Raw genomic sequence first — 21122 nt, forward strand, 5'->3', positions numbered from 1 at the left:
TATGGTGGAGGTGACCTTTCTGCAACTTCAGGCGTGGATAGCCGCCTTCTTTTGGCCCTTTGTGCGCCTCACCAGCTTTATGCTCACCGCCCCCATTCTTGGACATTCGGCAATTCCGAATCCGTTAAAATTAGCCCTTGGCGCAACGCTAGCTATTGTCATCACACCGATTTTGCCACCCATGCCCGATGTGCCCATTTATTCTTGGGCAGGCTTTGGCATTATCGTTGAACAAATTCTTATTGGGGTGTCTATTGGCTTGATCATGCAGGTCACATTCGCAGTTGTGCAGGCTGCAGGTGAGTTTATCGGTTTACAAATGGGCCTTGCTTTCGCCACCTTCTTTTCGCCAGATTCGGGTGCCAACACCATGATTCTGTCGCGTATTCTGCATGTGTTTGCAATGCTGATGTTCTTAGCTCTGAATGGGCATCTGATTGTGCTCGAAATTTTAGCGTTTTCGTTTCAACAATTACCCATTGGCACCTTAGGACTGAATCTCGGGGCGTTCGATATGCTCGCACGCTTTGGTAGCGTGGTGTTCTTATCCGGCATTCTGTTGGCATTACCGGTGTTTGGTGCCCTGCTCATCATCAATATTACGCTGGGTATCCTGAACCGCTCAGCGCCTCAGCTTACGGTGTTTTCAATCGGCTTCCCGATGTCCCTCACCATGGGTTTATTCCTGATCATGACGCTCACCACCAACCTTGGCAGTTATCTACAACGGCTGTTCGCCAATTCAATTGAGTTTATCAGTCATTTTCTTGATGCGTTGGCACCGCTCTAGCCGCTTACAATAAGCAGCTAGGGCGTGTTGATTGGGAAGGATTGGTTTTGCTGGCGCAACGGCTCAGAAAGAGCCGTTAACGGATGTAGTTAAACAAACTCAGGCCTTTGATATCAACAAATGCCTTTTGAGCTGCTTGTAAGCCCACCATACTTAGATTGTAGTCGGCACTGGCTTGTACATAGTCTAAGTCGACCAAATCAGACATGGTTTGCTGATAACCTAAGTTTCGGTTTGACGCCACTATATCCAATGTATCGAGTTCATTTAAGCGGGCGCCAATGGCTGCGCGCTTCGTGAGCATATTATCTTGGGCGTTATCCAACTCTCGCATGACATCACCAAAGATTGTCCGCTTCTCTGCTTGCGGGATGGTGCCATCGGTATCAGACAGTGCAGCAATTGCTTTTTCGAAGGTACGAAACACATTACTATTGAGTTCTGGCTCCGACGTGGTTCGCGCATTACTTAAGGACGTTAAGAACACATCAAACCCGGAGTGCCCCACTTTCATTAAGCGATCCCCGTCTACCCGCTCTTCACGCACATTTTCGCTGCCGCCAAATACCACAGTCCCGTCTGCGGCACGTTCGAATGGTGCGCGACCGTCGGCGTAACCACCAAAGGTATAACGACCGCTGCCATCCGTACTGTTGCCAAGGCCTATAAGGGCTTCGTATAAACCATTTATCTCACTGGCTACGGCCAACCGATCAACGTCGCTCACGGTATCACTCGACGCTTGGATCATGAGTGTTTTCGCACGGGACACAATATCACTGGCACTATTGAGAATGCTTTCCTGCTGACCCAGATTATTCCGTACGCTTACGCGCGCAGTTTTGAACTGTTCATTCACCGCAATCGATTGGCCCACATCAATGGCGCGCGCCGCTGCCTGCGGGTCATCAGAAGGACTAACCACACGTTTACCGGTCGCCAGCTGCTGACCAACCTTCATAAAATCTGCCTGTTGGCGATTCATCGAATTCACGTTCTGGTCAAAAATAGTCACCGTACTAATACGCATAACTCAGGACTCCAATTCCATTACCGGCGCAACTGAAGGATAGTCTCGAGAATGGTCATTCCCGCTTCGATCACCTTCGCATTGGCTTGATAAAACTGTTGATATTTAATGAGGTTGGCCGCTTCTTCATCGAGGTTTACCCCAGACTCCGACTGCTGCATCGCTTTCAGTTGGTCTGTTAAACCTTGTTGCGCGGCTAAGTTGGCATTCACTACCGCCGCCCGGTTTCCAGAATCACTGACCATGGCACCATAGGCTTGGCTAAAGCTGGCATTATTACCCACCAAACGCATACTCTGCATGCCTTGCAGCGCTAACGCATTGCGGTTATCACCGTCATCATTACTTTGGGCCGCTGCAATTTTAGAGATATCGTTCACCAATACCTGTAAACCCTGCGCACCGCGTTGCACCGGATTTAAGCGGAAACGATCACCTGCTTCAGGCGTACCTGTGATGGCCACAGCCATGCCACCGAAACTAAGCGTGTTCTGATCTGCATCAAAACTGACGTCGACGCGCTCCCCATTATCTCGGCGCACTGCAAAGTACTCGTTACCGTTGAATGACACGTCATATCCGGTGGCTAGTAATTCTTTCGCATCGGTCACGGTGACGGTCATATTGCCATCGCCGTTATTATTGGCATTGGAAAAGCTTAAAGGTCCGCCCACACTAAAGAAATCGACGCCCGCCTCGCCATTCAGATCGACGCCTTGACGATGCTGCTCATTAAAGGTTTGCGCCATGGTCAGTGCAATTTGACCTAATTGAGCCTGCGCTTTATCCAAGCTTTCCTTGCGGAAATTAATCAAGCCACCAATGTTGCCACTGCGGAAGGTATTTTCTCCGAATTCAATCAAATTCCCGGAAGAGTCGCGATAAGCGACAGCAATTCGCTCAGGATCAGCCGCCGAACCGATGGCTTCTAATTTAAATGTCTTATCACCGGCCACCAGTGGTTGGCCGTTTCCAATCGACACATTGTAAGCACCACCATCTTGCACGTTTACTTTTACTTCAACGCTTTGGCTAAGCTCACTGACCAGATGGTCCCGCTGATTCAGCAATGCATTTGGTGGCTTACCAGTCGCTGCTTGGGACATGGCAATTTCTTTATTCAAGGCCGCAATTTGCTCGGCCATGTTGTTGACGCGAGCAATTTCGGTGCTGAGTTGGCCATTCACCGAACGCTGCATGTCGTGCAAATAACCGTCAAAGGAGCGAAACTGTGCCGCCATACTACTAGCGTTCCCTAACACCCCTTCACGGGCTGCCGGCTCAGCTGGAGCGCCAGCGAGATCACCTAGGGAACCAAAGAATTTTTGAATCAAAGGTGCCAAGCCGGCGTCGGGATCTGCCAGTAAGTTGTCAATTTGATTGATTTGATTTTTATAGGTGGACAGGGATGCCAACGAACCGCTCGCATTATTTAAGCGATCAGAGATAAATGCATTAAATTGGCGCTGTATATCGGTGACTTTCACCCCGCCTGTGGTCGATTCATTTAAGATGATCAACTCGCGGTTGTAGCCTGGCGTATATACGTTGGAGATGTTGTTACTGGTCGCATTCAGCGCCGATTGCGCTGCATTGAGCCCGCTCACTCCGATATTAAAAATACTCATTCGCGGTACCTTTTTGTTGTCCTATTACTTATCGGCACGGAGCCCAGTAGCTTGAGACAAAATTCTGGTTATTTCTTTGCTTCGTTAGTCATCTCTGGCGTCATCGTCGATGGTGCTGCCGTGGCAGAAATCGGCGTTTGTTGGAGTTGCTGAACCATTTGATCAGCAAGGCCAATTCCACGGGTTGCCATATGCCGCGACAGCTGTTCGTCGTACATCGACATCATGGTGCGTTGCTGGTGGCTATCAAATAGCTCGGAGTCACCCACTGCCTCGCGCATACTTTTCAGCATCATATTAATAAACAAGGCTTCAAATTCTTCCGCCGCTTGACGCAAGCCTTCGGCACCATCGCGCCGATTGTCTAATTTAATTTGGTTAAGACCCTGCACATCCATCGCTAGACGTGCTTGGCTGAAATTAGGAATGCCGTCAGCCATTAGATAATCTCCAAGTCCGCGCGCAGAGAGCCGGATGCTTTTAACGCTTCAAGAATGGCCATTAAATCCATGGGGGTCGCACCTAACGCATTTAATGCATTCACCACTTCCATCAACTCAACGCCTTCAACCACATTAAGTACGCCGTCTTCTTGCCGAATTTGTACATCGGCTTCAGTCACTACCACCGTTTGACCCGGACTAAAGGCACCGGGTTGACTTACCCCACGACGAGTATCAATAGTGACTTGCAAGTTACCATGAGCGACTGCAGCTTGGTGCAAACGGACATTACCGCTTAGTACCACAGAACCGGTACGGGAGTTCAAAATAACGCGAGCGCGGCCTTCGTCGGGAGTGACACGTAGGTTTTCTACACGCGCCATAAAGCGGACGCGTTCGTTATCATCTTGCGGACCAAATAAGCGAATTACGCGTCCATCCACGGCGCTAGCCACAAAGTTGCCAAACTCCTGATTAATTCGGGTCACCACGCGTTCCGCAGTACTAAAATCGGCGGTACGCAGGTGCAACTCTAACTCGCCATTGCCGTTTGCATTCATATCAAGTGGCACTTCCCGCTCTACAATAGCGCCGCGAGATATACGCCCGGCAGATTGATGATTAATCACTTCACGGCTTCCCGCCGCTTCTGCTGAAGCGCCGGTGATCAAAAGGTTGCCCTGTGCTAACGCGTAGATTTCGCCATCGGCACCGCGCAAAGGCGTCATCAATAAAGTACCGCCACGCAAACTGCGGGCGTTACCCACGGAAGAAACCGTTATATCTAAGCGCTGGCCTTGCCGCGAGAAGGGTGGCAAATCGGCGGTAACCATCACGGCCGCAACGTTACGCAGTTGCATATTGGTACCTGGAGGAACGGTCACCCCAAGCTGCGACAGCATGTTGGTTAACGATTGCCCGGTGAACGGGGCTTGTGTGGTTTGGTCGCCGGTACCATCAAGGCCCACCACCAATCCATAGCCGACCAACACGTTATCGCGAACGCCAGCAAAGTCGGCCAGATCTTTCAGACGTTCCGCATGGGCCGGAGCGCTGATGATTAAGCTCAGAGCGAGTATCCACTGCAAAGTAAAACGTTTCATTTGAATACCCTCTTAGAACGGATTAAACCGGTTAAAATAACGTTGGAACCAGCCCATACGTTGACCATCGTGGATATATCCATCGCCAATATATTCGATACGAGCATCCGCTACTTGGGTAGACAGAACGGTATTCTGGCCAGTGATGGTGCGCGGGTTTACCACCCCAGAGAAGCGTATATATTCCGCACCTTGGTTAATCGCAATTTGTTTTTCACCGCGCACGCGTAGATTACCGTTGGGTAACACTTCCATCACCGACACGGTGATCGTGCCTTGAAAGGTATTATTGGCCCGGGCTGAACCTTGTCCCAAGAAGTTACTCTCTGAACCCACGGTAAACCCGTATTCTGCAAGGGCCTCAAGAACATCGGGTAAATCTGCCAGATTAATTCCCATGTTGCTCGACCGGCTCGATGCTGCTTCCGAACTTTTCGTTGCACTCACCTGTTCTTGCAACACAATGGTGAGGATATCGCCCGACATGCGTGGCCGCCGATCTTCGAACAAAGGTGCATAGCCGCGCTGTGCTTGAAAGATTGAACCATTGGCGTTCACCGGCAACATTTCCGGTACCACCACGGGCTCAGGCTCAGAAACAACCACCGGTGGCGGCGTACCCGAACATGCGGCGAGCCATAAGGCTGCGGCAATCATCGCGATGCTGCGTATCCATGCTGAATTCCGGTGTATGTTCATCATCTTTGCCTCAAAATCAGGGGTGTTCGATTACAGCTGGGTTAAGCGCGATAACATCTCATCGCTGGTGCGCAGGGCACGGCTGTTAATTTCATAAGCGCGCTGGGTTTGGATCATGTTTACCATTTCCTCAACCACGTTTACGTTCGAGGTTTCCACATAACCTTGGAATAATTTGCCCGTGCCATTATCGCCCGGCATATATTCATTGCGCGGCCCTGATGACGCAGTTTCTCGGTACAAGTTGCCACCGACACTTTCGAGGCCCGTTGGATTAATAAATGTGGCTAAGGTAATTTGACCCACCTGTGTAGGTTGCGGATTTCCTGGCTGCGTAACACTCACAATGCCATCTTCACCAATGGTCACGCTCATGGCGTTCGCGGGCACAAAAATTCCCGGCTCCAATGGATAGCCTGAAGCCGTTACCATTTGACCGTTTTGATCCACTTGGAAGCTACCATCACGGGTAAAGGCAACTTCACCGTCTGGCATCAACACTTGGAAGAATCCATTCCCGTTGATGGCGAGATCCCGTGAGTTTTCTGTTGCTACAAGGCTGCCTTGGGTGTGTAAACGTTCGGTTGCCACCGGACGAACACCGGTACCGACCTGCATACCTGACGGTAAGCGATCTTGCGCATTGTTTAAGGCACCTGGTTGACGCATGTTTTGATAGAGCAAATCTTCAAATACCGCGCGCGACCGCTTAAAGCCGGTGGTATTTACGTTTGCCAAGTTATTGGTAATCACGTCCATCTGAAACTGCTGCGCTTCAAGGCCTGTTTTTCCGGTCCAGAGTGATTTAATCATGATAAAGAATCTCCGAAGTTAACCCTGCACTGAAAGCAGGCTGTTTGCGCGTTGTGCATTTTCGTCTGCAGTTCCAATCACTTTCATCTGCATGTCGTATTTGCGCTGGTTGTTAATCATAGCGACCATGGCTTCAATGGCGCTCACGTTACTGCCTTCCAGCGCACCTGATGCAAGTCGCGCATCTTCATTTTGTGCCAAGGGACCATTGGTACCGCGGAACAGCCCATCTAAGCCCCGCTCCAGTACCCCAGCATCACCACTCACCATTTTGATGCGGTCAATTTCTGACACTTCCGTGGGTCGAGCGCCTTCTGCTTTCATGGTTATCGTGCCGTCTTCACCGATCGTCACTTCCGCACCTAACGGAATCACGATAGGTCCGCCAGCGCCAAGCACTGGCCGACCGTTACTGCTCAGCACACCATTTTGATCCACGTTTAAATCGCCCCGGCGGGTATAAGCTTCCGAACCATCGGCTGCTTGTACCGCCATCCAGGCATCACCCCGCAAGGCAATGTCCAACGGACGACCGGTGGTATTCACCGGACCTGCTTGTTGATCGAACAAAGGAGTCGAGCCCACCACCGCGGTGCGGGTATCGTGCACCCCTGGTCCGCCAATGGGTACTGCTCGCACCGCACTCAGTTGAGCGCGAAAGCCACTCGTCGAAACGTTAGCCAGGTTGTGGTTGATTACCGCCTGGTCATCGAGTGTTTGTTTTGCGCCGCCCATTGCGGTGTATAGTATTGGGTCCATTACTGACTCCTCGTTCGTTCAGATCCTAAACGTACTTAGCGCAGGTTTACTGTTGCCTGCAGAACTTCATCTTGGGTTTTGATACTTTGCGCGTTGGCTTGATAGTTGCGCTGCGCAATAATCAAGGCCACCAGTTCTTGGGTAAGGTCGACGTTGGACTGCTCAACCACACCGGACGCGATGCTGCCGAACTGACCTTCGCCTGCTAAACCAATAATTGGCGCACCTGAATCAGCAGTTTCTAACCAACCGTTATCACCAATCGCACGCAAACCTTCCATATTGCGGAATGATGCTAAAGCGATAGTGCCTAATGTTTGGCTTTGCTCATTGGTGTAAGTACCGATAATGTTTCCTTGCTCATCAATGGCTACCCGTACCAAAGTACCTGAGGTGTAGCCGTCTTGTTGCAAGTTGTTCAATTCAAATTCGTTGGCGAATTGCGTGGTTCTTTCAACATTAAAGGCCACATTCATGACATCAGCGCCGCCACCTGGGTTAAATGAAAAGCCATCTAAACCATTTGTGCCTTGCAACAAACCGTTATTATCAAAAGTCATTTCGCCTACTTCTGGTGCAAGCTCGCCATTGCGTGACAAACGAACTTCCCATTGGTTGTCACCCACTTTTGAGAAGTACATAAGGGCACTGTATTGACGACCTAATGAGTCATAAACGCTGACCGTGTTGGCATAGTGGTAAGAGTCAGGGTCATTGCGATCAAAAGGCTGAGCTGCGCGGTCAAGGTTGTTTGAACGTGCATCTAAGTTAAAGCTGGCACCAATCTCATTGGTGGGCTGTGCTTGCAAGCCACCCGATGGAATGCGTAATTCCTGAGGTTGCGAACCAATGGCTGCACCCGCTGGGTAACCGGTTAAGCGCGCACCTTGGGCGTTTACGAGAAAGCCGTCGTTGGTCATCGTGAGCTGACCATTGCGCGAGTACATTACTTCGTCACCGGCCATAAAACGGAAGAAACCATTGCCTGTAATAGCAAGGTCCATATTCCGATTGGTGGTTTCCAAGTTTCCTTCGTTGAAGTTTTGAACGATGTCAGATACACGCGTACCTAACCCGCCCTGTGAGTTTGCGTATACGTCAGCAAACTGAACGCCTGAACTTTTAAAGCCCACCGTTTGCGCGTTGGCAATGTTGTTACCGACAACGCTTAAGTTTGTTGCTGCTGCGCGCAGACCACTTAGTGCTTGTGAAAAACTCATAATGAAGCTCCTTTTAAGCTTACTTATTATCTGGTGCTAACTTGGCGTCAGATCACCTGACGTATATCTTCAAGTCGAACAGGTTCAAAAATGCCACCGAGGTCTAACCGCGGACCATCTGGATGACCTTGGCTTACTGCCAATACTTGGGCGTAATTAAAACTTTTAACCGATACGCTGCGGCCTTCCGCCACGGCGTCTACGCGGAACCGGTAAGCGCCGTTAGGTGCTTGGGTTCCGTCTGCTAACTTGCCATCCCATGCAATGGAATGCATACCCGCATTCATTCGTCCTAAATCAAGCTCGCGAACAACCTGACCACTGCCATCCACAATAGACACTTTCACACTGTCCACATTGCGTCCGAATTCCATGCCCATGGGCGTGGTTTCGCCTTCACCGACGAGCACGCGCTCACCCGGTACCAGCACCGCTTTTCCAATCAAGGCGGTGGCTTGCATAAATCGACTGGCGTCGATCTGGTCGTTAATACCCGTCATGGTCTCGTTTAACTGCTCGATACCGCTCACGGTATTAATTTGTGCAAGTTGAGAGGTCATTTCCGCGTTATCCATGGGATTAAGCGGATCCTGGTTACGCAATTGCGCCACCAGTAACGTCATAAAGTTTTCTCGCATTTCACCGGCTGTACTTTGCCCGCGCGCGTTGCCGCCATTGATTGAGTTAATCACAGACGGGTCGAGTTGGTTCATTCCAGGAATCATTCGCTTACTCTCCGATACTTAAGGTGCGGAGCAGCAACTGCTTGCTGGTGTTCATCACCTCGACATTGGCTTGATAAGAGCGCGATGCCGATATCATGTTGACCATTTCAGCGACGGGGTCGACATTCGGCATTTGCACATAACCTTCTTCATCGGCCAGTGGATGACCAGGGCGATACTCCAAGCGTCCGGGCGTCGGGTCGGTGATCACCTCCCGCACTTGCACGCCGCCTACGCCGTTGTTGCCATTTAACTTATTCTCGAACACCACTTGCTTGGCTTGGTAAGGGGTGCCGTTCGGCCCCGTTACGCTATCTGCGTTCGCCATATTGCTGGCCGACACATTCATGCGTTGCGACTGTGCTGTTAGGGCCGAGCCAGAGATGTCAAAAATTGAAAACATACTCATTGGTGCGTCTCCTCTTACTCAGGCTGCATCGCATTGCGTAATCCGCTAATGCGACTATTTACAAAGGTAAGGCTGGCTTGATAACGCACTGAGTTATCCAAAAACTTGCTGCGTTCCAAATCCATATCGACCGTGTTGCCGTCCAACCGTGATTGCGCGGGAACTGTGTATTGCATTGATTGCATACCCGACAGCCCAGCGCCAGAACCGGCAATATGACCATTATGAGTGCGCTGCAACTGACTGGTTGATTGGGCCGGACGACCCTGATCAACAGCGCGTTTCAGTTCCGCCGCAAAATCGAAATCGCGCGCCTTGTAATTCGGCGTATCTGCGTTCGCAATATTGCTTGCCAACACCTTTTGACGCTGGTCTCGCAAGTTCAGCGCTTCTTGGTGGAAGTTAAATGCTCCGGTCAATTTGTCGATCATGACGCTACCTTTTGCAGTGATTGGTGCACATGCACCTTTTTATTCGTTCCGAAACCTCAGCGAAGTGCAGGGGATTTTCGGCATGGTCAAGATTAGCCGTGGGTTTGTCGAATCAAATGAAGAAAAAAGCCACTTTTTGATCGCCATTTCTCGCCTTAAAGGGTTGCATCACCCCCTATAATGAACATCGCAAAGGTGGCATTTGAGGATTTAGCGATGGCAATACGAAGAGAAGCGAAGGCGCGTAAAGGCGCAATCTGCATGCTTGCTGTAGCATCGCTATGGGTTTTTTGGGGGAGTCTAAAAACTGCCCTCGCCGAAGAAAATCAGGCCCTAGTGCAGTCGGTTCAGCAATTTTTATATGAACAAACACAAGGCTTGGCTGATGAAGTCATGATTGACGTCATACAACCGAATGCTCACTTTGGTACCTGTTTACAGCCGCAACCATTTTTCCCGAATCCAGCCCAGCGCCCTGTAGGGCGTGTCTCCGTTGGCGTACGTTGTGGCGATCAAGGCCAGCAGGTGCGCTATATGCAGGCACAGATCACCTTAATGGGTCATTACGTGGTTGCAGCCCAAAATATTCTGCCTGGAACGCTCATTACTCTGGATATGCTTGCCATGGGATATGGCGAATTACCACGTAATGGTGGCGAACCGATTCAGGCGAAAGAACAGTTGCTCGGAAAGTTATTGCGCCGCTCCCTGCGCGAGGGCCAGATGTTTCAGCCGCATATGGTGCAATCAGCACCAGTCATTCGTCGCGGTGACCGGGTTAGCGTCACGGTACGAGGAAGTGGCTTTGAAATCTCCCGGGAAGGCGAAGCCATGGATGAAGGTGGTGTCGGAGATAGCATTCGAATTCGCTTTTCACAACGGGAAATTGTGACCGGCGAGATTGTTGGGGAAGCCCGAGTTATTATTCATCCGTGAATATGGTGAATTTTTACCCAACAAAACGCTGATTTATTATCCACAATTGTGCTAAAGTTTCAGTATGAACGGCCGATAATGCCAGTAAGACCCACTACTGTAAGGGGAATATTTTGAAAGTTAATGGCATTCAATCATTGCCCCTGACCAATCAAACGGACCAGGGCAAACAAGCGGGTAAATCGGGTGCAACCGACAAAGCAGCCAGTGCAAGCACGCCTGGCGCTGTCACGCATCTGAGTCAAACGCTGGACAATACGAGTCAGGACATCGACATGGCGCGCGTTGAAGAGTTGCGTGAAGCTATCCGCGACGGCAAGCTTGATATTCGCGCAGATAAAATTGCCGATAGCCTCATTGATAGCGTCCGCGAAATGCTCGACAACTAATACGAGGCTGATGTATGAGCCTACAAGCTTTGCTTGAACAGCAACACCACCGACTTGAATCTTTGCTCTCGTTATTACAACGGGAGCAATCTCTTTTGGGCGAAGGATCAATTGACGGTGACAAGCTCGGCGAGCTTGCAAAAGCAAAGCAAAGCCTGTTTAGCGAGCTTGAAAAAGCGGAAGCATCACGGCGAAACGTACAAACGCGTCTCGGTTACTCACTCGACACATCAGGGTCTGAAAAAGCCGCTGCCGATGCTGGCTGTGCTAGTCATTGGCGGAAAATGTTGGAACTTACCGAGCAAGTCGCGCACCTGAACAACCTCAATGGCGAACTCATCGCCCATCGCTTACAACACAACCAACACATGCTGAATCTGCTGCGGGACGCCGCAGGCTCGTCACTGTATGGTCCAGACGGTCAAGCGGAAAAACATCGTCGCCGCGTTAACTCTCGCGCCTAAGTTTGTCATACTGGCTCCTTAACGATCATTAAGGACATCGCCATGACTGCATTTACGCCATCCCCCCATAGTCTAAACGCACAGCAAAGTATGTTGCTTGTCATCGATATCCAAGAACGTCTTGCGCCCGCAATTGCCGACTTAGAGGCGTTAGTTGCTGAGAATGTTCGCTTGCTTGGCGTTGCCGCTGAACTCAACATCCCCTGCTTGTTCACAGAACAATACCCAAAAGGCTTGGGCGCAACGGTCGCGCCGGTGAAAGCCGCTCTTCACGACGTTCATGGCTATGAAAAAATCCATTTTAGCGCTGTCCGGGAATCTGAGTTTCGCGATCAGCTTGCCGCTTACGGAAAGAAACAAGTGGTGGTTACCGGCACTGAGGCGCATGTTTGCGTTTTGCAAACCGTACTCGATTTATTGGTGCTCGATTACACCGTATTTGTGGTCGCCGATGCGGTATCTTCCCGAACTGCAGAAAACAAACACCGAGCGTTAAAACGCATGGCGCAAGCCGGCGCTCATATTGTGTCTACTGAAATGGTGATGTTTGAATGGATGGAGCGTGCAGGAACAGACCAGTTTAAAGCGATAAGCAAAGCCTTTATACGCTGACGCCAACCGGCGCCAGCGTATAGCTTGATCATGTCCTAATGCGCTTGGTAAGCCTGTTCAATTTCAGCAAGCTTTTCTTGAATCTGCGCTCGACTCCATAATTCGCCCCGAACCATCACCCATTCTGGTGAATACAAGGTGTCGATATTGATTAACGGATTCTCAGATACCAAGATTAAGTCGGCGCGCTGCCCCGGCATCACTTGGCCAAAATCGTCCACGTCCGCGAAATAACGGCCTACGGCTACTGTCCCTGAATAAATCACATCAAATGGGCTCATGCCTGCCGCTAACATATGCGGAATTTCACGGCGCATCGACAACCCAGGCACACTAAAAAGCTGAGGCGCATCGGTGCCCAGTAAGATTTCCACGCCCTCTTCATGCATAATCGCGAGCAAACGGCGTCTATTTTCCGCATGAATACGGGCGCTATCACCGGTGTAATATTGGCTCCGAGGCTCCGCTAAGAAGTTCTTCCATCCCTGCCGTACCTGGCTAGGCACATATTTGAGTTCATCAAAATCGAGTAACTCGTCTTTATCGCCAGCACCAATGATGGTCTCCCAAAGGGCCATCGTTGGCACCACGCCGACGCCATGAGCGCGAGTAAATTGAGCCAGCTCACGCAGTTTGTCGTCACTGACAGGTTCTTCAAAACCATTTACCGCCGCCATATAGCCATCAAGATGATCGATCGTACGGGTGCCCAAAATAATGGCATGATGGATGCCGACCTCGCTCGGTACGTGCCCGGCAAAGTCGATCTCGCGTGTTCTCGCTTCATCGGCGAGGGCCTCAAAATCACGCAAACTCAACCCCGGATGAATTTTCAACAAATCCCACCCTTCTTGTTGGTGTAAACGCACCCGTTCCCGCGCCTGAATTGGCGAAGTGACCGTATTGCCGTTAAAGCTCGGTCCCGCCAGATAGAGCGTGGGCCCAATGCGGGTGCCATCGGCAATATCTTGCTTGAGTTGCAGCTGATGCGGGTGGCCTAACATGCCGCGCACTGTGGTGACGCCACCGGCTAGATATAAGAAGAGTACATCATCCAGATAGCGTTCCGGTACGCCCTGAAATGACTGTAGCGGCGGTACATGACCATGCATCTCCGCTAACCCAGGTAGCAGATACATGCCCCGACCATCAATGCGCCGGGCGCCTTCTGGAATTGACAGCATGCCCACCGGCGCAATCGCTGCGATGCGATCGCCTTGTACAAATACCAATTGATTTTCACGAATCGGATGACCACTGCCTTCTGCCATGGTCAATACATTGACGTTCTCAAACACTATCCAATCGGAATCGGCTTTTGCAGAGGTGCAACCGACTCCCACCAGAATAGCGGCCATGATAAACACACGAAGGATTGTCATTTGTCTCACCTGCACGGTAATTGGGCTTAGCGCCCTGTGGAGTACGAAAATCGTATAGCTCCCTTAACTATAGCGTTGCACGTGAGATCATGCGACCTAGGTTGGTCTTGGAATATTAGGATTTTGGCGCGAATCTAGCCTACATTCACGCCTTTTGTTGGTTACTTCGGATGCCGCTCTGTCAGTTGCCGAATATGTTCCGTCATCCCGTCGAGCTTGCTATGCAAGTCTGTCACATCGGCTTTAATCGCTTGAATATCGTTTGCATCACCGATGCCCTGCTCCCGATCAAAGGCGCTGCTCTCCTTTTGCATCACATCGAGCACAATACCAATCATCATGTTCAAGAAGATGAAGGCAGAGAAGAAAATAAAGCTCAGGTAATAAATCCAAGACAATGGGTACACTTCCATCGTCTCGTACATAATGGATGTCCAGCTTTCAAACGTAGCGATACGAAACAGGGTGAGCATGGCCACCGCTACATTTTCCCAATAGAACGGATTGATCTCTCGGAAGAACAAGCTACCCGCCGCACCGTAAATGTAGAAAATAATAAACATAAACAATGCCACGTAAGCCATCTTCGGCAGCGCTTTCAAAAATGCGCTCATCAGCACACGCAGTTCCGGCACCATGGATACCAGTCGGAGTACTCGGAAAATACGCAATAGCCGCGCCAAAAGCATACTTTCTGCGCTATCCACGGGAATTAAGCTACCAACTACGATAATAAAGTCGAAAATGTTCCAACCGTTTTTAAAGAAATCGCGGAAGCGCCGCTCGGCCGCAATTCGGATGGTTATTTCAACAATAAAGAAAAGGGTGACTGCATAATCAAGAACATCAATCAGTCCCGAGTAGGCCACTGCTTCATCATAGGTTTTCGCACCAATAACCAGTGCTGAGAACAAAATGATAGCAATAACGATAGTTTCAAATATTTTATTACTACGCAGACGCTCAAACTTATCTTGCCACAGACGAAAATCTGCTCGTTCCATAGGGTGACTACTCGCTCGGGTATTGCTGAGAAATGGATGTCGGAAGGGACATCACAGTGAGGCAGGATGTTAGAGGTTCAGCGCAAGAATTCAAGAAGAATTTACGCTGATTTACACCCTGATCGCGATATATCGATGCGAGCTTCACTTCACCCAAAATTATGATTTGTGCTAAATTACCCCATTGTGCGTATGATTTAACAGTTAACTTATTGATTTTTCAATTGGCCAAAGAGGATTCTCGATGCAAGTTGCCGTACTGGTAATCTACCTTGCCGCACTTTTAGCGCCCTGGCTTTTCGCCCGCCAACAATTTCGGGCCGCGTGGTTCCTAGCCTTAGTTCCCGCAGCGCTTACGGTATGGTTTGCCAGTTTTGTTCCCGCCATCGCCGCTGGTGAAGTCATCGTACATGAATATGGCTGGCTTCCTGGCCTCGATATTTCATTCACTATGGTGCTCGATGGCTTATCGCTCCTTTTTGCCCTGCTTATTTGCGGCATTGGTACCTTTATCGTGCTTTACGCCGGTAGTTACCTCAAAGGCGACACCGCGCAAGGACGTTTCCTAGTTGTACTGATGGCATTTATGGGCTCAATGTTGGGCTTAGTGCTTGCCGATAACCTAATCACCCTCTTTGTATTTTGGGAGCTGACGAGTATTACGTCGTACTTACTCATCGGCTATAATCATCATCAAGCGGCCGCACGCAAAGCGGCATTGCAAGGCTTAATTGTGACCGTCGGTGGCGGGCTCGCGTTGCTTGCCGGATTCATTATGCTTGGCGCTATGGCAGGCAGTTTTTCGGTTCAAGAGATCTTAAATGGTTCGGAGGTGATTACCGCTCATCCGTGGTATTTGGGCATGATGATCTGCGTGCTCTTAGGCGCTTTCACCAAATCGGCACAATTTCCATTTCACTTCTGGCTTCCCAATGCAATGGCAGCGCCGACCCCGGTCAGTGCCTACCTGCATTCGGCGACCATGGTCAAGGCAGGGATTTATTTATTGGCCCGTTTGCATCCGGAGCTAGGCGGCACCGATTTTTGGGTCATGACACTTACCGGGTTTGGTGCCTTTACCATGCTTACCGGTGCCTTTATGGCGGTGCGCAGCACCGACATGAAAAAGCTTTTAGCTTATTCAACGGTAATGGCGTTAGGCTCGCTCACTTTCTTGCTCGGGGTAAGTACAGAACTGGCAATGATTGCGTTCGCCGCCTACCTGCTCGCCCACAGTTTATATAAAGGCGCACTGTTTATGCTCGCCGGCATTGTCGATCACGAAGCGGGAAGCCGTGATGTGACCGAAGTTGGCGGCCTCCGCAAACAACTTCCATTAAGTGCTGGCCTAACCTTGGTTGCCACTTTATCGCTCGCAGGCATTCCTCCCTTGTTTGGGTTTGTGGCCAAGGAGGCCCTACTTGAAACCATGCTCGAAGGTGGCATTTTTGTAATGCTGATGGCCCTGGTTGTGGTTGCCTCAATTCTCGTTGTCACCGTCGCAGCCGTTGTCGCGTTACGTCCTTTCTTTGGCGCATTTAAAGCACCGAAAGCAAAAGCGGATATTCATGAGCCACCGATTCCTATGTTGGCAGGTCCCATTGTATTGGTCGCGTTATCGGTGATCGCTGGCTTTATTCCGGGCATGGTCGGTGCTTGGATTACGCTTCCGGCGAGTATGGCCGTTGCCGGAGCGCCCATTGAAGGTTATCTAGCCCTGTGGCATGGCTTCAATGTACCCTTGCTACTGTCAGCCGTAAGTTTGGCCATTGGTGGCTTTCTGTATACGCGTTGGGATGCCCTGCGGGCGCGCTTGCAAGTACTCGACCCTATGGTGTCGCGTGGCCCAGAGCGGGGTTACTTCTATTTTATGGACGCCATTGTCTGGATTGCTGAGTGGCAAACCCGCAAATTGCAGAACGGTTCCATGCGTAACTATTTACGCACCATCGTTCTCACCTTCGTTGTCGTCACCGGCTATACCTTACTCACGCGTTATCAGCTGCACTGGAATTGGAATGTTGATCTCTATTTCCATGAGTTTGTGGCAGCCTCTATTTTAGTTGCCGCAGCGGTTGCAGCGAGCATCACCCACTCACGTTTAGGTGCAGTGGCCGCAATGGGTGCGGTCGGCTTCTCGGTGGCCTTTATCTTCATTTTGTTTAGCGCTCCGGATTTAGGTATTACGCAAATCTTGGTGGAGACACTGACGGTTATATTGTTGGTGCTCGTGTTATTCCGTTTACCGAGCTTTTCCAATATATCCACGACCGCAGAACGCATTCGAGATGCAGCTGTTGCACTCACGGTGGGTGTTCTTATGATGTTCCTGATCATGATCACCATCGATGTGCAGCTGTTTGAGCCTATCTCCGCATACATGATTGAGAATAGCTATCCGCTTGCGCACGGACGCAACATTGTGAACGTGATCTTGGTCGACTATCGGGCCCTTGATACCTTAGGCGAGATTTTCGTACTCGCCCTTGCTGCCATGGGCGTGTATGCCATGATCAAGTTCAATCCGCAAACGTCTCCGGGTGCCAATCATTTTGCCGGCACTCTGATTCTGCCGCCGAAGAAGGTTCCAGAGCAGCACATTGTTCATTCTCTCGATGAGATTCATCAGAAAATGCTAGAAGATCAAAATATTTTAGCGACCTCTGATGATGACGAAGACGCCGATGATAGCGATGACATTGTTGCGCCTGATACAAGTAGCGAGCATCCTCGGGGCGATTATCCCCACAACGATGATACAGAGAAGAAGGGGGACAAAGACCTATGATGAAGCCAGGTACGTTGATCCTACATGCCGCAGCGCGATTTTTAGTGCCATTGCAGCTCCTATTCTCGGTGTTCTTGTTGCTTCGTGGCCACAATGAACCCGGCGGTGGCTTTATCGCAGGGCTTGTCGCATCGGGCGCTTTTGCGCTTTATCTTTTTACCTTTGGCGCAGCCGTAACACGCGATTTAATGCGCGTAGACCCACGTAACTTAATCGGTGCTGGCTTGTTTATGGGCATGATCTCCATTTTCCCCGCCGTTTTAAGCGGTGAGCCCTTCTTAACCGCACAGTGGTGGCCCGTGATGTTGCCCGGGGGTACCGAGATAAAGCTATCGACACCGCTGATTTTTGATATTGGGGTTTATTTTACCGTTTTCGGTTCAGTCATGATGATGCTGATTGGCTTAACTGAAGCAGAAGAACACTAACCAGGGAGCTTACATGGAACCAATTATGGCCATTGTTGTTGGCCTCCTGTATGCCGCAGCAATTTATATGATGCTGCGTCGCAGTATCGTCAAGCTCGTCATCGGGCTGATGTTACTGTCGAATGCAGCCAACCTGCTGATTTTCACCTCCGCGGGTATGACGCGTGGCGCACCACCGCTCATTCCGCTGGGTTCAGCCCTTCCCGATGGAGCGGTTGCCGACCCACTGCCGCAGGCCCTTATTCTCACGGCAATCGTTATTGCCTTTGGGGTACTGGCTTTTGCCGTCGTACTTATTCACCGGGCGTATAACATCATTCGTACCGACAACCTGGATCAGATGAAGGATACCGATACGTGAGTTTTGAAGTCGCTCTGCCCGTTATAATTCCGCTGCTTACGGGAACCCTCTGTGTCATGTTGTGGCGTTACAACGTGATTCAACGGGTGTTATCTATTGCAGGAAGCATCGCGTTGCTTGCAAGCAGTATCTGGCTGTTTGTTTCTGTATTACGAGAAGGTCATGTGGTGATGTACATGGGCAACTGGGTTGCCCCTTATGGCATTACCTTAGTTGCGGACATGCTCAGTGCCATTATGGTGGTTCTCACCGGCATGATGGCGGTGGCAATTGCCATTTTCTCGCTTTCCTCCGCCTCACCCAGCCATGAGCGTTTTGGGTATTACCCGCTCATGCATCTGCTTCTAGCAGGGGTGGCTGGATCCTTCCTTACCGGTGATATTTTCAATCTCTATGTTTGGTTTGAGGTAATGCTGATCGCTTCGTTTGCCCTGTTAATTCTTGGTGGCGAACGTGCACAGATGGAAGGGGCGGTGAAATATGTGACGCTCAACTTACTATCGTCTGCTATTTTCTTAAGTGCCATCGGTTTGCTTTATGGTATTACCGGCACCTTAAACATGGCGGATATCGCGGTGAAGCTAGGCTCCGCCGAACACACCGGAATGATTGATGTTATCGCGGTCATGTTCTTAGTTGCCTTTGGTATTAAAGCTGCGGCATTCCCATTATTCTTCTGGTTGCCTGCCTCTTACCACACAGGGCCGGTGGCCGTATCTGCGCTCTTTGCGGGCTTGCTGACCAAGGTGGGGGTTTACGCCCTATTCCGGGTATTTACACTTATCTTCAATCAGAATCCCGACTTTACCCACGAGCTGCTATTGTGGGTGGCGGTGGGAACCATGTTAACGGGTGTTCTTGGGGCCGCTGCGCAATTTGAATTCCGGCGGATTTTGTCATTCCACATTGTCAGCCAGATTGGCTACATGATCTTAGGTTTGGCGCTGTTTACGCCGCTGGCAATTATTGGTGGTGTGTTTTACATCATGCACCATATTATCGTGAAAACGAATTTGTTCCTGATCAGCGGTATCACCCATCGCTTAATGGGAACCTATGATTTAAAGCGTCTCGGCGGCATGTATCAAGCCCGTCCCGTGCTGAGTATTTTGTTCTTAATTCCTGCGCTCTCACTCGCTGGTATCCCCCCTTTAAGCGGCTTTTTTGCTAAATTTATTATTATTAAAGCGGGTATCGAGGTGGAAGCGTGGTTTGTCACCTTTATCGCACTATTGGTTGGGCTACTTACGCTTTACTCCATGATTAAAATTTGGGGTGAGGTATTTTGGAAGAAGCTACCGAAAGGGGTCGATCGGGCTGCTCTGGATGAAGGCAAAACGTCGGGTTCGCTGGCGGTGCTCTACGTTCCGGTGGTGCTACTTGCAGCCTGTACCTTATTTATTGGTTTAAATGGTCAGCCAATTTACGAGTTTGCTGAATTCTCCGCTGCCCAGTTACTCGACCCTGACGGGTACATCGACGCTGTGTTGGGAGGAAATCGCCCATGACCGGATTTATGTGGAACCTGCTACTCGCATTAATGTGGGTTGTGCTCACCGGTGATGTGGGCGGAATGAATCTGCTATTTGGCTTATTCATCGGCTATTTGGTGCTTGGGGTGATGCAGCGGCAAATGCCTAGTTTGCGCGGATACACCCGCCGCTTGCCCCGGCTGCTTCGCTTTATTGGCTTTTTCATCAAAGAATTGATTGTCGCTAATCTACAAGTGGCGTTCGATATCATTACTCCGGTGTGGCATATGAAACCCGGTGTAATTGCGATGCGTCTGGAAGCGAAAACCGAGCTTGAAATCACCATGGTGGCGAATCTTATTTCCATGACACCAGGTACCCTGAGCTTGGACGTATCAGATGATCGTCGGGTACTTTATATTCATGCCATGTTCTTGGATAACGAGCAGGAACTGCGAGATAGCATGAAAGACATGGAGCGCCGGGTTCTTGAAATCCTGCGCTAATTGCTGAAGGAGGCGTGTGTGCATTACATTTACTTAATTACCTTCGGCTTGCTTAGCATTGCTCTGGTATTAATTTTCGCGCGATTACTAATGGGCCCCACCTTGCCCGATCGAGTCGTCGCATTAGAGTTACTCGCAACGGTTATCGTTGCCATGACAGGAACCTACGCGATTTTCACGGATCGCTCCAGTTTCATCGATGTGGCTATTGTCACCGCACTTACTGCGTTTCTAGCAGCCATTGGTTTTGCTCGCTTTCTAGAACGAGGAGGTCCGCGCGATGACTGAAACTATCTCGAATATCCTCATTTCGATCTTTATGCTTTCGAGCGCCATTTTTATTTTAGTGGCGGCAGTAGGTATTTTGCGCTTACCGGATTTGCTGACCCGCATGCATGCGAGCACCAAAGCCGGTGCTTTAGGGGTCGCGTTAATGATGGTTGCGGCGATGCTGCACTTTAACGACCTTGTGCTGATGGCGAAAGCGATGGCGGTGATACTGTTTATTTTTATCACAGCGCCCGTTGCCGCTCACGCCATTGGCCGCGCCGGTTACTTCGTCGGCGTGCCAATCTGGGTGAAAACCATTAAAGATGAGCTTTACAATAACTATGATGCGGATACGCACCGGTTGCGCAGTGGACTAGAAACCGAGGAAGAACTGAACAAACCGGCAAAGGATAAGCCGCGCATTCGTATCAGTTCAAAGAAGTAGAGTAAAAAGCGCTTG

The 21122-nt window shown here is 50.3% G+C and carries 25 protein-coding genes; 12 read left to right on the top strand and 13 right to left on the bottom strand.

Annotation, left to right across the window (positions count from 1 at the left end):
* Position 1 precedes the first annotated feature (1 nt).
* On the top strand, positions 2-790 hold the full coding sequence (fliR, locus tag HXZ99_RS06505; protein ID WP_194756473.1) for a flagellar biosynthetic protein FliR: 789 nt from the start codon (positions 2-4) through the stop codon (positions 788-790).
* 76 nt (positions 791-866) lie between these two features.
* On the opposite strand, the gene flgL is transcribed toward fliR, so the two are convergent.
* From flgL to flgB, 11 genes are all read right to left on the bottom strand, one after another.
* The gene (gene flgL / locus HXZ99_RS06510) at positions 867-1820 is read right to left on the bottom strand and encodes a flagellar hook-associated protein FlgL (protein WP_194756474.1); all 954 of its coding nucleotides are present in this window, start codon (positions 1818-1820) and stop codon (positions 867-869) included.
* Between the two features lie 20 nt (positions 1821-1840).
* Entirely contained in the window at positions 1841-3448 is a 1608-nt protein-coding gene (gene flgK / locus HXZ99_RS06515) for a flagellar hook-associated protein FlgK (RefSeq protein ID WP_194756475.1), read from the bottom strand.
* A gap of 68 nt (positions 3449-3516) precedes the next feature.
* Positions 3517-3888 carry a rod-binding protein gene (locus HXZ99_RS06520; RefSeq protein ID WP_194756476.1) on the bottom strand — a complete coding sequence of 124 codons (372 nt, stop codon included), beginning with the start codon at positions 3886-3888 and terminating at the stop codon, positions 3517-3519.
* On the bottom strand, positions 3888-4994 hold the full coding sequence (locus HXZ99_RS06525; RefSeq protein ID WP_194756477.1) for a flagellar basal body P-ring protein FlgI: 1107 nt from the start codon (positions 4992-4994) through the stop codon (positions 3888-3890). The genes HXZ99_RS06520 and HXZ99_RS06525 overlap by 1 nt, the downstream gene beginning before the upstream one ends.
* Before the next feature lie 12 nt (positions 4995-5006).
* Positions 5007-5696 (bottom strand): flagellar basal body L-ring protein FlgH, encoded by a 690-nt coding sequence (locus HXZ99_RS06530; RefSeq protein ID WP_194756478.1) that lies wholly within the window; start codon positions 5694-5696, stop codon positions 5007-5009.
* Between the two features lie 27 nt (positions 5697-5723).
* Entirely contained in the window at positions 5724-6506 is a 783-nt protein-coding gene (gene flgG, locus HXZ99_RS06535; RefSeq protein WP_194756479.1) for a flagellar basal-body rod protein FlgG, read from the bottom strand.
* Positions 6507-6524: 18 nt separating this feature from the next.
* The gene (locus HXZ99_RS06540) at positions 6525-7265 is read right to left on the bottom strand and encodes a flagellar basal body rod protein FlgF (protein WP_194756480.1); all 741 of its coding nucleotides are present in this window, start codon (positions 7263-7265) and stop codon (positions 6525-6527) included.
* A gap of 35 nt (positions 7266-7300) precedes the next feature.
* On the bottom strand, positions 7301-8485 hold the full coding sequence (gene flgE, locus HXZ99_RS06545) for a flagellar hook protein FlgE (protein ID WP_194756481.1): 1185 nt from the start codon (positions 8483-8485) through the stop codon (positions 7301-7303).
* Between the two features lie 47 nt (positions 8486-8532).
* Positions 8533-9198: a flagellar hook assembly protein FlgD gene (locus HXZ99_RS06550; RefSeq protein WP_194756482.1), complete on the bottom strand. Its 666-nt coding sequence runs from the start codon at positions 9196-9198 to the stop codon at positions 8533-8535.
* 16 nt (positions 9199-9214) lie between these two features.
* A complete protein-coding gene (gene flgC, locus HXZ99_RS06555) occupies positions 9215-9619 on the bottom strand; it encodes a flagellar basal body rod protein FlgC (protein WP_194756483.1) in 405 nt (134 codons plus the stop codon).
* A gap of 14 nt (positions 9620-9633) precedes the next feature.
* Positions 9634-10050, bottom strand: a complete 417-nt coding sequence (gene flgB / locus HXZ99_RS06560) for a flagellar basal body rod protein FlgB (protein ID WP_194756484.1) — start codon at positions 10048-10050, stop codon at positions 9634-9636.
* A gap of 216 nt (positions 10051-10266) precedes the next feature.
* On the opposite strand from flgB, the gene flgA reads away from it, so the two are divergent.
* From flgA to HXZ99_RS06580, 4 genes are all read left to right on the top strand, one after another.
* Positions 10267-10986, top strand: a complete 720-nt coding sequence (gene flgA / locus HXZ99_RS06565; RefSeq protein ID WP_194756485.1) for a flagellar basal body P-ring formation chaperone FlgA — start codon at positions 10267-10269, stop codon at positions 10984-10986.
* 113 nt (positions 10987-11099) lie between these two features.
* Positions 11100-11375, top strand: coding sequence for a flagellar biosynthesis anti-sigma factor FlgM (flgM, locus tag HXZ99_RS06570; protein WP_228517737.1), 276 nt, complete (start codon positions 11100-11102; stop codon positions 11373-11375).
* A gap of 14 nt (positions 11376-11389) precedes the next feature.
* A complete protein-coding gene (locus HXZ99_RS06575; protein WP_194756486.1) occupies positions 11390-11839 on the top strand; it encodes a flagella synthesis protein FlgN in 450 nt (149 codons plus the stop codon).
* 42 nt (positions 11840-11881) lie between these two features.
* Positions 11882-12451 (top strand): hydrolase, encoded by a 570-nt coding sequence (locus tag HXZ99_RS06580; RefSeq protein WP_194756487.1) that lies wholly within the window; start codon positions 11882-11884, stop codon positions 12449-12451.
* Positions 12452-12486: 35 nt separating this feature from the next.
* Here the strand turns inward: HXZ99_RS06580 and HXZ99_RS06585 are convergent, their stop codons facing one another.
* Together HXZ99_RS06585 and HXZ99_RS06590 are read right to left on the bottom strand one after the other, a co-directional pair.
* Positions 12487-13833: an amidohydrolase family protein gene (locus HXZ99_RS06585; RefSeq protein WP_194756488.1), complete on the bottom strand. Its 1347-nt coding sequence runs from the start codon at positions 13831-13833 to the stop codon at positions 12487-12489.
* A 161-nt stretch (positions 13834-13994) separates the two neighbouring features.
* Complete coding sequence (locus tag HXZ99_RS06590; protein WP_194756489.1) at positions 13995-14837, bottom strand: ion transporter; 843 nt, start codon at positions 14835-14837, stop codon at positions 13995-13997.
* A 244-nt stretch (positions 14838-15081) separates the two neighbouring features.
* Between HXZ99_RS06590 and HXZ99_RS06595 the strand changes: the two genes are divergently transcribed.
* From HXZ99_RS06595 to mnhG, 7 genes are read left to right on the top strand one after another with little or no spacing between them, the layout of a single operon-like run.
* Complete coding sequence (locus HXZ99_RS06595; protein WP_194756490.1) at positions 15082-17625, top strand: putative monovalent cation/H+ antiporter subunit A; 2544 nt, start codon at positions 15082-15084, stop codon at positions 17623-17625.
* Positions 17622-18053, top strand: a complete 432-nt coding sequence (locus HXZ99_RS06600) for a Na+/H+ antiporter subunit B (protein WP_194756491.1) — start codon at positions 17622-17624, stop codon at positions 18051-18053. The genes HXZ99_RS06595 and HXZ99_RS06600 overlap by 4 nt, the downstream gene beginning before the upstream one ends.
* 13 nt (positions 18054-18066) lie before the next feature.
* On the top strand, positions 18067-18414 hold the full coding sequence (locus tag HXZ99_RS06605; RefSeq protein WP_194756492.1) for a Na+/H+ antiporter subunit C: 348 nt from the start codon (positions 18067-18069) through the stop codon (positions 18412-18414).
* A complete protein-coding gene (locus HXZ99_RS06610; RefSeq protein ID WP_194756493.1) occupies positions 18411-19922 on the top strand; it encodes a Na+/H+ antiporter subunit D in 1512 nt (503 codons plus the stop codon). Before HXZ99_RS06605 ends, HXZ99_RS06610 begins: the two co-directional genes overlap by 4 nt.
* Positions 19919-20392: a Na+/H+ antiporter subunit E gene (locus HXZ99_RS06615; RefSeq protein WP_194756494.1), complete on the top strand. Its 474-nt coding sequence runs from the start codon at positions 19919-19921 to the stop codon at positions 20390-20392. Before HXZ99_RS06610 ends, HXZ99_RS06615 begins: the two co-directional genes overlap by 4 nt.
* Positions 20393-20410: 18 nt before the next feature.
* Positions 20411-20680 carry a monovalent cation/H+ antiporter complex subunit F gene (locus HXZ99_RS06620; protein ID WP_194756495.1) on the top strand — a complete coding sequence of 90 codons (270 nt, stop codon included), beginning with the start codon at positions 20411-20413 and terminating at the stop codon, positions 20678-20680.
* Positions 20673-21107: a monovalent cation/H(+) antiporter subunit G gene (gene mnhG / locus HXZ99_RS06625; protein WP_194756496.1), complete on the top strand. Its 435-nt coding sequence runs from the start codon at positions 20673-20675 to the stop codon at positions 21105-21107. Before HXZ99_RS06620 ends, mnhG begins: the two co-directional genes overlap by 8 nt.
* Positions 21108-21122: the final 15 nt, after the last annotated feature.

This window comes from Aliidiomarina indica (genome assembly GCF_015354615.1).
GTDB classification, from domain to species: domain Bacteria; phylum Pseudomonadota; class Gammaproteobacteria; order Enterobacterales; family Alteromonadaceae; genus Aliidiomarina; species Aliidiomarina indica.